This is a genomic window from Escherichia sp. MOD1-EC5990, from assembly GCF_002965285.1.
Lineage (GTDB): Bacteria > Pseudomonadota > Gammaproteobacteria > Enterobacterales > Enterobacteriaceae > Escherichia > Escherichia coli_F.
Window position 1 is genome coordinate 190860 of record NZ_PTRV01000003.1, and the last position, 12260, is coordinate 203119.

The following is a 12260-nucleotide window of genomic DNA, read 5'->3' on the forward strand; positions in this document are numbered from 1 at the left end:
TGATGGGAATCAAAAAGAATAGGCTGGTGGTAATGCCGGATGCGACGCTTGCCGCGTCTTATCCGGCCAGGGGGAACGCACATGTAGGGCGGATAAGGTGTCCACGCCGCATCCGCCAGTGGCGCGGTGCAGATGCCGGATGCGACGCTTGCCGCGTCTTATCCGGCCTACGGAACGCACATGTAGTGCGGATAAGGTGTTTACGCCGCATCCGCCAGTGGCGCGGTGCAGATGCCGGATGCGACGCTTGCCGCGTCTTATCCGGCCTACGGAACGCACATGTAGTGCGGATAAGGCGTCCACGCCGCATCCGCCAGTGGCGCGGTGCAATTGCCGGATGCGATGCGTGCCGCGTCCTATCCGACCAGGGGGATTGCACATGTAGGGCGGATAAGGCGTTTACGCCGCATCCGCCAGCCGTTGCAAATTACTGCTTACGGAAAAAATCGTTATACAACATATACAAATGTGCGGCACTCCAGGAGAAATTGGGTGCCCCTTGCTGCGCACCAGTCAGAGGGTTGTAATTTTCCTGAATCGGACCGTCGGCGGTTAATCCTTTGGCATGCTGGAAGAACGTATCCGCCAGTTTCAGGGCATCATCGCGATAACCGTAACGCTCCATTCCTTTCAGACCAAACCAGAACTGATCTACCCATACGCGCCCGCGCCAGTAGATATCCGCGCCAAAAGCCGGGTTGGTTAACGCCGCCGTTCCCAGCGGTACAAAGGTGTTGAACTCTTTGGTGTCCAGCATCACCTTCACCACCGCGTCGGCATTGGCCTGCGTTGCAGCACCGTTAAACAGCGGCGACCAGCCTTCAGGCCCTTTACCGCGCTCAACAATCGGTTTGCCCGCACAGCCGTTCGCCAGCGGTTTATCTTCAATGCGCACGTCATAGTAGAACTGCGTGGTCGGGTCGAACATACAGGTATTGATGTAGTCCGCGAGCTGCTGCGCCAACTGGCGATAGCGTTTGGCCTCTGCCGGCTTACCGAGGATAGTTGCCATCTCTGCCAAATAATGGTTATCGCTGTACATATAGCTGGCCTGATCCACCGACTCCTGCAATAGCGAGTAGCCCAGCAACGTTCCGTCCTGGCTGCGGTTCTCGGCGAATTTCACCGTCCAGTCGCTACGTTTGCCGCCGTTAGCGACATATTTATCCAGCTGTTCCTTGTCGATAAACCCAAAGACGGCGGCGTCATCACGGCCCGATTCCCACGACGCAGCAACTTGTGCCGGAATTTCCAGACTGTCGTACTGGCCTTTCTCCACCACGCGGGCGTAGTTGTTCAGCCCAGACAGCGTCTCTTCTTTATCGCCTTTTTTCACCGTAAACAGCATCTCGCCGCTCTTGGTGTTATGGGCTTTATCGTGGGTCGCGCCATATTCCGGCACGCCGTTGCCGTTATGATCGCGGTTACGTAACCACCAGTCGTGATAGGCCACCAGTTTCGGGTACATCTCTGCCAGCCAGGTTTTATCCTGGGTGACGTTGTACACTTCCATCACCGACCAGGCGGCAAGGCTGGGCTTGGTATTGCGTTCGTTCCAGTTGCCGCCATCGCCGCCACGCTCGGGGCTAAGGTTCCACGCAATCAGGTCGGGGACAAATCCCACATCCTGTGGACGCACGGTGTCGCCAGGTTGGATCTGCCAGGAGAAGACCGCGCGGATATTCTCTTTGGCGATCTCCGGATTGAAATGCGCCATCGCAAACGCCTGTTTCCAGGTATCCCACGGCCAGGTCTGATTGCCGGAGAACCAGCGCCCGGTCACCGACGGTGTGACGGTATTAAATTTCACCGCCCCGCCCGGTGAGCGCCAGTTACCGTTGAGTGTTTCGATGGCTTTCACCGCGACGCGCGTCTGTTCCGGCGTCGCATCCGGATTGGTTAACCCTTTCTTCAGGTACTCTTCCCAGCGTTGCTGCGAGGCGGTGAGATAAAACGCCGGACGCGCCAGAATATCGCGGATCTGCATTTGCTCTTTGCTAACTTCCTGAGCGGTCAGCAGGTGGGAGTAGGTGGTATAGAGCGTCGTCGACCCGTTGATATGCGCCTTATTGGTAAAGTGATTACCGTTGATTTCAGTCTGCACTGGCAGGGATTTATGCACCTGATATTCTGATTCGCCGGAGGTCAGCAGATCCCAGGTGGCGCGCACTTTGCCAAAGGTGACTTTCAGGCCATCACGGGTGGCGCTGATTTTGCGCTGATAATCAGGGTACTCGCCAGCAATGGTTTTATCGGAAATCGGTTTCCCTTCATTCGCTTCCAGTTTTTCCAGCAGCTCGCCGTCCCACACCAGATCCAGCGGTTTATTGCTGGTGATTTTGGTTTCCAGTAGTGACGTGCGCGGCGTGGCGAAGCGAAGAGTCATTTCAACCTGCACATCTTTTGCTGTCAGTTTTTGCACCAGCGCGCCGGGAATACTGTATGCCTCCAGCGTGAAGTCGACTTTCTTGCCGTCCTGCCAGACGGTCAGGCGGTCGAAATTGCTGGCCATAAAGTTGATGTATTCTTCTGTCAGCAGCGCAACGCCTGGAAAACCGCCCATGGTGTTCGGGCCGTCTGGCAACAGATGGCCATGCCAGGATCCGAGATCGAAAAACGGATTAAAACGCTGGTGATCGTCGTAATCGTAATCCTTCATGTACTGCGGTGCGCCGATACGGTTAATCACGTTTTTGTAATTGTCGGCATTAGCGGCATGGGCGGAAAAACTCATCAGTAGAGCGCAGGCTACTGGCGTTAAAATAGTTTTGATTTTCATGAGATTATTGTCCTTTTACCAGTAGAAATATTGCATCAGGAAGAGTTGGTCGCTGGGATCGTTAGAGGCATTTTTCATGTAGAAGCGGCTATCAAAAGCCGTTGCGAAACGTCCGCCGCCGTATTCGTACCAGATACCAAACTGCATGAAAGAGGTGGTTTCATCGTCAGCGTGGTCAGGGCGATGTTTGGCGTACGTGTAAGCGGTAGAGAGATAAATCCCCTTGAACGCTTCATACATGGCGCTCACCATCATCCCACTTTCACTTCCCGGTACGTCCAGCCCGTCGGCGCGTCCGGTATGGTGCCAGGCGCGAGCGGCAAAGTTAGGGGTAAGCAGGCCAGTGAGATAGAGTTGTCCGGTACCGTCGGTGATTTCCAGACCGTTCATCCAGGTGATGCCTTCGGCAAGATCATACTGGATGTAACCGTTCATCATTGCCGGATAGGTGTATTTGTCGTCGTAGCGATCGTATTTGCCAAAATGTAGCCAGGCTTTGCTTTCGTCATGATGTCCGGCTGGTGTGGCGGTGACGCTATAACGAAAGTTGCCGGTTAAGTTCTGCACCTTCAGCGCGGTCATAATGTCGCGGGTATTGGGAATGACGTAGCCCAGATCGGGCGTGAAATCGCCCCACCATTGCAGGTCATCCAGCGAGGAATCCTGACGCAGACTGAGCATGATTTCGGTGCCATTGTGGGTACGATAACCACCATAGAAACGATTAATTCCGCCCTCGAAACCACCCCAGCTATGGTCAGGCACCCAGGCATTGCCGTCGTGGTCGGCCTGCACGGTCCAGCCTTCGCCGTAAATCAGGCCGAACCAGGAGCCGTACTTCATCTCCAGGCCACCCTCTATATAGGTGCCATCGCTGTATTTATGTTTATTCTCACCCTCTAAATCCATATACCCACCAACCCCTAATTCACCGTAAAAACGAAATGAAGGAGAAGATGTCGAGGTAATTGCGGGTGTTTTTGTGTCGTCATGTTCTGCCGGACGTGCTTCTTCAGCGGCCGCAGAAAAGGCGTAGCAAAACGGCAGAGCAAGTAATGCTCTGCATGGTGCAGTGATTAATTTCATTGTGTTAATCCATGAGCTAAAGAAAAAGTACAGTCTTTTATCGTTGTAATTATAAAAATATAAAGGCATAAACTATTTTCCCTCTCCCCATCCAGGAAGAGGGAAAATGCCTGCTCATTTTTTATTATTCTGCTTAATCAACATTGCTGGCTGGCGTCGCTTCAATATGGCGCTCTTCAGCCGTTAATCCCTTTATATATTTACTGTATTTCCACCACGCAAAGCCGAGGAAGATAACAATACCGCCGACGTTATAAAAAATGATGGTCAGAATATTCGCGCCAGTCGGGAATGTCGAAGCGACAAACCCTACGGCAAATATCGCAATCAGCATTGAAACAACGATAATACCTGTGCGGCGGGAGCCCATACGGAAATCGCGTGGCAGGTGATCTAATTTGGCGCGTAAATTCAGGTAAGCCAACATGATGAATAACGGTGGAAGCATGGATGCTGCGGCAGTCATATTAATAATAGTATTCATCAGATCCTGCACGGTATTGGAACCGAGCATCGGGATAATCATCAGCGGGATGACGATCAGGAACTGGATCCACGCTGCGCGCGCCGGAACGCCGTTTTCGTTCAGTTCGACGGTTTTCTTACCAAAGATGCCTTCCGGGATTTCGGAGAAGAAAATTTTTACCGGCGTAGCGGTCCACATCAGCAGGGAGCCGAACATCGCGGTAAAGGACACCAGGCCAACAAAGCGATTCATCAATGCTTCCGGCAGACCAAAATACGCCGCCATGCCATGGAATACCTGCACCGATCCGCCGGTAAACTTCAACTCTTTGCTGCTGACGAAGACGTTAATTAGCACCGAGGAGACGGAATACAGTACACCGATAAAAATCCCGGCGAGAATGATCACTTTAACAAACGATTTTGAACCGCCTTTGACGTCGTTAACGTACACCGCGACAGATTCCGCGCCACCTGCGGCCATAAAGATCCAGGTAGTAACGCCGAGGAACGCCCAGTTAAAGTTCGGGATCATCGCGTCAACGGTGATCGGATCGGCAGGCTGTACGCCGCCAACCAGCGCCGTGCCTGCCAGTAAAATGTAGGAGAGCGTTAACAGCAGCATCAGCGTTGAAGTGACGGAGGTGATTGGCCCCAGCATTTTCGCCCCGTTGGTGGAAACCCAGGTGGAGAAGGCGAACAGCACCATACTGATAATGGTGGTGGCAACCGGTGTCATAATATATTCGTAGCCGAGGAAAGCATACGAGGCGTAAGCAATAACGCGCGGCAATAATGAGGTGAAAAAGAACAAGTTTACGAACCAGTAGGTATAGGCAGTAATAAATGCCCAACGTCCGCCCAGCGAACTTTTTACCCACGCGTAGACACCGGCTTCCGAGTTTTTATTTAACGAAACAAATTCTGCGATGATCAGACAGAAGGGAATAAAATAAAAAATCGTCGCGAGGAAAAACATTGGTGCCGAGGCCAGTCCAAGCTCAATATTATTATTGATAACGTTGTTAAAGCTGTAAACGGCGGCAAAAGTCAGCGAGAGCAAGCCGAATTTGCCGATTGTATTACGTTTGGTATCAGACATAACACATCTCCGAAAATGAGTAGGGTAGCGGTGGCGGCAAACTCCTTATGCCGCCGTAATTGTTATTTGTTATGGAAATAACCATCTTCGATGGTGACTTTGAGAACGACTTTTTTGACCGCGTTATTACAGATAAATCGATACGCTTCATGGATATCACAAATAACGATTTGCCCTTCGTGGACCTCAACGGCTTCTCCGCAGCCTTTTAGATATTCACGGTCAGTTTCATCACGATAATATTCCACTACCTGTAATGTCTCTTTCGGCGCATATTCAATTTTTTGTTGTCCTTGCAGGTAGTAATGTACTTCAAAATAGCGTCGATGCCCGGTAAATAGCGCATCGGTCGCGGAGTCTGTCTCCACGCGGTAAGTCAATGAGTCACCGATGGAGTGGGCGACGCCAGGCTGAATGTTGTCGATATTTTCAATCGCTTCAACGCAGCGTTGCCACTTTTTGCCAGAGGCGTAAATCTGGCGGAACTGTTCTAAGTTATCGATGATCCTCATTGCTTATTCTCGCTGTGCAAATTCGTGGAAAAGAACCCTGCGCCGAACTCATACGACGCCAGGCTTTGCGCGGTAGCTTCCCCGCCAGAAACTGGCAGCAACGTAAAGCCGTAGCTGAAGTCACGGAACCTGACGCGCCAGGTGTCCAGCACTTCGCTGCCCCAGGAGTTAGAGCCGAGGCCAAGCAGTTGGTGGTCAAGATTCAGGGTGATGTCATCACTGCGCTGCAGTTCGTTACAGTGCTGGGCAGCGTGGATGTTTTCCTGGGTGTAGTGCCAGGCGCTGAAGTTAATGGGGCGCTGCGGAACCACCAGCAGACCGTTGCCGTGGCGATTAGTGAGTGCCGTCCAGCGGACATGCTGACGGTTGCCGTTGTTCTGCGGGAAGGGATAGTTCTCGAACATGGCATCGACGGTACTGCGCCAGATATCAATGATGTTAGCCTGCTGGCTGTCGGCGTAGTTTTCGCCCGGTCCACGTCCGTAATATGCTACCTGGTCGTATTCGCCGTTAATCCCCATGGTGAAACCGATGCACGGAATGATGTGCGGATAGTCGCCGTAACGTTCGCCGGAAAGCGCCACATTAACCTGACCATCGGCAGCGATGCGCCAGATGTAGGTACAGCGCATCCCGAAGTCAAACACCGGCGGGGCAATAACCGTGCGGCTGATGATCAACACTTCATCATCACTTTGCTCAACGGCAAAGTCGCGCAGATGTTCCTGCATAATCTGCAAATGGTTCGGTTGCCACAGTCCTTCGTACTCCTGCTTGTGGTTGTCGATCATTGGCTTGAAGAAGTTGATCTTTGGTTCGCGGGTCAGCAGTGACTCGCCATTCACCTGCCAGGATGTCGGTTTGCCACTCATTTTTGAGAAGGTGATCGCGAAGTTGTAGCCGCGAATGGTGCAGCCCAAGCGATCGTCTTCCAGCGTCAGCGGACGCGCATTATTTGGTGCGAAAGGCACTGGCTGCGCGGTATTTTCCTTCAGCGGGAACTGATAAGTGGCGATAGGGTGCCCGGCGTCGCTGTAGCGGGTGCGGGAATCCTTGGTCACTGTAATGTTGAGGAACGCTTCACGGGCGTCCAGTTGCGGCAGCGTAATGTGCAAGGGCGCTTCGCTGTTCGGTGCAACGTCGCGCAGTTTAATCTGCTGCGTCGCGAGTGTTTCACCTTCGGCGCGCACTTCTGCGTGCAGAGTGTAGTCATCAAGCGTGGTAAACCACAGTTTATTTTCTACTTTCAGCTCGCCGCGAGTCAGATCCAGCGCGTGGATTTTTACCGGCGCGATAACCTGTTTGTACTCTTTCAGTCCCGGCCCCGGCGTCTGATCGGAATAGATCAAACCATCAAGACAGAAGTTATAGTTGTTGGGATAGTCGCCGTAGTCACCGCCGAATTTATACCAGACATTGCCGTTGTCATCCTGCGCCTGGATCCCGTGGTCGCACCATTCCCAAACATAATGTCCCTGAATGCAATCGTGCTTATAGAATACGTTTTGGTACTCCGTCAGCCCGCCCGGACCGTTCCCCATCGCATGGGCGTATTCACAGATGATGCGCGGCTTCGGATGCGGATATTCACCAAACTCATTCATCAGCGGCACGCGGGTGTACATGGTGGAAATAATATCGACCACTTCAGCATCGCGATCTTCTTCGTAATGCACCAGTCGCGTGTCATCCAGCGCCTTCGCTGCGTGGTACATCGCGCGGATGTTACAGCCATAGCCGGATTCATTGCCCAGCGACCAGATGATGATCGACGGATGGTTTTTCTGCGCGTGGATATGGCGAACAATGCGCTCGACGTAGACTTTTTCCCACTGCGGATCGTCGGTAATACGGCTGATATCGCCGACATTAGCAAAGCCGTGCGATTCGACGTCGGTTTCCGCCATCACAAACAGGCCGTAGATATCACACAGTTCGTAAAAACGCGGATCGTTCGGGTAGTGAGCGGTACGCACGGAGTTGATGTTGTGCTGCTTCATCAACTGGAGATCTTTCTCGACGCGATCCATTCCAACGGCGCGGCCTTTGCGATGATCGTTGTCGTGACGGTTGACGCCGTGCAGCATCACATAACGGTTATTGATCCAGAACAGACCGTCGCGCACTTTGATATCACGGAAGCCAACGCGTTGTGGCACCACTTCCAGAACGTTGCCGTCGGCGTCTTTCAGCGTCATGACCAGATGGTAAAGATAAGGGGATTCTGCTGACCATTGCTGCGGCTGTTCGACAGTAAAAGCAAAGCTGGCGCTGGTCAGTTTTTCAATTGCCAAATGATCAATGGTGCTGCTGTGCACCACGCGTTCGCCATCAAACAGGGTATATTCCAGCGTCGTTACGACAGGGGAGGCGGCGAGATTTTCCAGCACCACTTCGCAGGAAAGCGTGGCATCGCAATAGGCTTCGTCAAAGTCGGTACGCACGGTGAAATCGTTAATATGCGTGAGTTGTTTACCGACCAGATAAACATCGCGGAAGATCCCCGCCGACCACCACATATCCTGGTCTTCCACGTAGGTAGAGTCCGCCCACTGCATCACGCGCACACACAACAGGTTGTCGCCGGTTTTAACCATCGCGCTGATGTCAAACTCTGCGGTCAGGCGACTGCCCTTGCTGAAACCCACATACTGACCGTTAACGTAGACTTCAAAATAGGTTTCGACGCCGTCAAATTTAATCAGCGTCTGTTTACTCTGCCAGCCGTCACTGAGGGTGAAAATACGTTGATAGGCACCGGTTGGGTTATCGCTGGGAACAAACGGCACATCGATAGGGAACGGAAAACCTTCGTCGGTATATTGCAGTTTGCCGTGGCCTTCCATTTGCCACATGGCGGGGACGGTAATATGCCCCCAGTCAGCCATTAACTCAGAGGTGAAGGCTTCTGGCACTTGCAGCGGATGGTCAAAAAAGTGGAAATTCCACTGACCACTTAAGGGCAGAAACAGGCTGCTGGTTTCGCGGGCAAAGGTACGCGCTTGCGCAACAGAATCATATGAGAAAAAGTACGCACGCGGCGCAAGTCGGTTTTCGTGGGTGAGCTGAATGTTTTCCCAGCGATTCATAGGGCCTCCCGGTAGAGAGAAATCGGAACCATTCATGGTGATGGTAGTTTGTGTAATTGCTGGGGAGTTTAGTAAAATTTTTACTAAAATATAGCGAGTAAATGCATTTACTTTAACTGGATCACGAAAATAAACGGCAGCGCTGTCCGGCAAAAACGATTGCCGGACAGTGTGTAAGGGGATTTAACGGGTCGTGCCGCGCAGTTTTAATTTGCTGGGAACGAAGACTAACAGCGGCAGCGCGCGACCATCCCGGGCTTTTTCATACACCAGGTTAACGCCCTGGCTTCCCATCATCTCGGAGTGGATGCGCACGGTGGAGAGCGGCGGAAAGGTAAATCGCGCGGTGGGGATGTCGTTAACGCTGATAAGTGAAATATCCTGCGGGATGTTCAGACCACGTTCATGAATTGCCCGCAGTACGCCAATAGCAATGGAATCGGAAGCAACAAACAGTGCCTTCGGATAGTCTTCCTGCGCCAGCATCTGTTTTGCCAGTTCATAGCCCGACGAACTGGAAAAACCGCCGCGCCAGATATCCTCTTCGCGTACCACTTGTTTCAGTCGGCCATATTCCGCAAAGGCGACCTCACGAATATCCGCCTTGCCAGGCTCATCTTCACCGCCAATAAAACCAATACGATTAACGCCCTGGTTGATATAGAAGTCGATGATTTCTTTACTGATACGTGCCAGATCGATATCCACCGCATCGTAACCGCTGCCGGGTTCGTGAAAGTCGATAAAACAGATATTGTCGGTCAACGCGCTGGCAGCGGCGCGCAGGGCGGGCGTGGGTTTGCCGACAATTAAAATACCGGTGACGTTTTTAATGTCTGGTAAGCCGCTGTGTTCATAACAGTTGGTGAGCTCGATGCCCAGCTTTTCGCACTGGGTTTCAATGCCGTGGCGGATCGCCAGATAGTAAGGATCGTTGATCTCCAGCTCCTGCTGGTAGCTATAGATAGCCAGAATATGGTGCTGGTTGACTGCACCTGTCTGGAGTTTACGGGCACTACTGGTCTTGTACTCCAGCTTTTCGGCGATCTCGAGAATGCGATGTTTCGTCTCTTCTTTCACATTCAATGTCGGATCGTCATTTAAGACCCTGGATACTGTCGCCAGGGATACGCCAGCTTCGATTGCGATGTCTTTTAGTGTTGCCATGTTTACCTTTTTTACTTTCCCTGATGTGCGCCCCCATTGTAGAGGAAGTGCTTATCGGGTCACCTGTTTTCAGTAAATAAAGCGCGTTTCTTTGACGCTGTAACGGTAACACAGCGGCTCACGAATGTGATCACGCCTGCATTCTCCATTTTTAGCCTACAGGATTGAGAAAATTTTTTGCTATAGTTTAGTAAAATTTTACTTGAAGAGGGATAACAATGGAAACCGTGGCTTATACCGATTTCGCGCGTCTGGAAATGCGCGTTGGAAAGATTGTGGAAGTTAAACGCCATGAAAACGCCGACAAGCTGTACATCGTACAGGTTGATGTTGGTGAAAAAACGCTGCAAACCGTGACCAGCCTGGTGCCGTACTACAGCGAAGAAGAGCTGATGGGGAAAACGGTGGTGGTCTTATGCAATCTGCAAAAAGCAAAAATGCGTGGTGAAACATCGGAATGCATGCTGTTGTGTGCGGAAACCGATGATGGCAGTGAAAGCGTGCTGTTAACGCCGGAGCGGATGATGCCTGCGGGCGTACGTATCGTATAAAACAATCGGATGGCGACATCGTATCGCCATCCGATTTGATATTACGCTTCTTCGACACTTACTCGCATGGCCGCCAGCGCCTTACGCGCCGCTTTGATCACCAGTTCGCACTGTTCAATGGTCAGTGTCAGTGGCGGTTCAATGCGGATCGTTTTGGCGTTATTGAGCGTTCCGGCCACCAGGACGCGCTGGCGGAACATCTCGCTGGCAAAGTTATAGCCGATTTCGTTATCAACAAACTCAATCGCCATCAACATCCCTTTACCACGCGCTTCCTGTACCAGATCGGGATATTCCCGCGCCAGTTGACGGAAACCGTCCAGCAACATATCGCCTTTTTGCTCAGCCTGAGCCGGTAAGTTCTGCTCCAGCAACACATTGATGGTCGCCAGCGCCGCCGCACAGGCCAGCGGGTTGCCGCCAAAGGTGGTGGTATGCAGGAACGGGTTGTCGAACAGAACTGAGAACACCTCTTCAGTGGCGATGGTTGCGCCAATCGGCATCACGCCGCCGCCGAGGGCTTTTGCCAGACACAGAATGTCCGGCTGAACGTTCTCATGCTCGCAGGCGAACATCTTGCCCGTGCGCCCCATGCCCGTTTGTACTTCATCGAGGATCATCAGTGCGCCGAACTCATCGCACAGCTTACGCACGGCGGTGAGATAGCCCGGCGGCGGCAGAATTACGCCACCTTCGCCCTGAATCGGCTCAAGGATCACTGCGGCAACATCGTCACCGGTTTTTTTGCACTCGTTAAGAGCCGTGCGCATGGCTTCGATATTGCCAAACTGTACATGACGGAAGCCCGGCAGTAACGGCATAAACGGTTTGCGGAAGGTCGATTTCGCCGTGGCCGACAGCGCGCCAAGCGATTTACCGTGGAACGCGCCGCTGGTGGCAATAAAAGTAAACTTGCCGCGCGGCGACTGATAAGCCTTCGCCAGCTTCAGCGCTGCTTCAACGGACTCGGTGCCGCTATTACAGAAGAAGCTGTATTTCAGTTTACCTGGCGTTAGCGCAGCAAGGGTTTTCGCCAGCATCGCCCGTAACGGATCGAGCAGCTCCTGGCTGTGCAACGGTTGTTTCGCAAGTTGATTCTGTACGGCGGAAACCACAACTGGATTACGGTGCCCCACGTTGAAAATTCCAAAACCTCCAAGGCAGTCGATAAACTCCTGTCCCTGGGTGTCGACAAGCGTATTTAAACCTCCCGCTTGCCACTCTACGGCTCCGTAATCCCCGCCGGCGGTAACAGATTTGCGATACTCTAAAAACCCCGGATTGACATGCTCTTTGAAGTATTCAATGACCTCTCGGTTAAGTGCTTTCATCTCCTCATGATCCAGCGTTCGCTTCTCAATGAGATTCAGGGCGTGGGCGCTGCACGCTAAAGCCGATGCGCTCGAAGGTAACCTGTTCAAAATATGCTCCGGAGGCTCGCGTATCACATGATACCGATTTAAGTATTGCAGGGATTGCGCCACTCCGGCTGCAATCGCGAAAATCGGG

Annotated in this window: 8 protein-coding genes; 1 reads left to right on the plus strand and 7 read right to left on the minus strand. The window is 52.4% G+C overall.

Going from position 1 to position 12260, the window contains the following annotated elements; all coding sequences use genetic code 11:
* Positions 1 to 427: 427 nt before the first annotated feature.
* From ygjK to ebgR, 6 genes are all read right to left on the minus strand, one after another.
* A complete protein-coding gene (gene ygjK / locus BEB42_RS04945) occupies positions 428 to 2779 on the minus strand; it encodes an alpha-glucosidase (protein ID WP_105267189.1) in 2352 nt (783 codons plus the stop codon).
* 15 nt (positions 2780 to 2794) lie between these two features.
* Positions 2795 to 3865 carry a protein YgjJ gene (gene ygjJ / locus BEB42_RS04950; RefSeq protein WP_105267190.1) on the minus strand — a complete coding sequence of 357 codons (1071 nt, stop codon included), beginning with the start codon at positions 3863 to 3865 and terminating at the stop codon, positions 2795 to 2797.
* Between the two features lie 133 nt (positions 3866 to 3998).
* Entirely contained in the window at positions 3999 to 5432 is a 1434-nt protein-coding gene (locus BEB42_RS04955) for an amino acid permease (RefSeq protein WP_001285446.1), read from the minus strand.
* Positions 5433 to 5494: 62 nt separating this feature from the next.
* Positions 5495 to 5944 carry a beta-galactosidase subunit beta gene (locus BEB42_RS04960; protein ID WP_001219950.1) on the minus strand — a complete coding sequence of 150 codons (450 nt, stop codon included), beginning with the start codon at positions 5942 to 5944 and terminating at the stop codon, positions 5495 to 5497.
* Positions 5941 to 9033: a beta-galactosidase subunit alpha gene (ebgA, locus tag BEB42_RS04965; protein WP_001082911.1), complete on the minus strand. Its 3093-nt coding sequence runs from the start codon at positions 9031 to 9033 to the stop codon at positions 5941 to 5943. The genes BEB42_RS04960 and ebgA overlap by 4 nt, the downstream gene beginning before the upstream one ends.
* A 183-nt stretch (positions 9034 to 9216) precedes the next feature.
* The gene (gene ebgR / locus BEB42_RS04970; protein WP_000212473.1) at positions 9217 to 10200 is read right to left on the minus strand and encodes a transcriptional regulator EbgR; all 984 of its coding nucleotides are present in this window, start codon (positions 10198 to 10200) and stop codon (positions 9217 to 9219) included.
* Positions 10201 to 10418: 218 nt separating this feature from the next.
* Here ebgR and BEB42_RS04980 point away from each other — a divergent pair, with 218 nt between their 5' ends.
* On the plus strand, positions 10419 to 10751 hold the full coding sequence (locus tag BEB42_RS04980; RefSeq protein WP_000450598.1) for a tRNA-binding protein: 333 nt from the start codon (positions 10419 to 10421) through the stop codon (positions 10749 to 10751).
* A 41-nt stretch (positions 10752 to 10792) separates the two neighbouring features.
* Here the strand turns inward: BEB42_RS04980 and ygjG are convergent, their stop codons facing one another.
* A complete protein-coding gene (gene ygjG / locus BEB42_RS04985) occupies positions 10793 to 12172 on the minus strand; it encodes a putrescine aminotransferase (RefSeq protein WP_001352922.1) in 1380 nt (459 codons plus the stop codon).
* Positions 12173 to 12260: the final 88 nt, after the last annotated feature.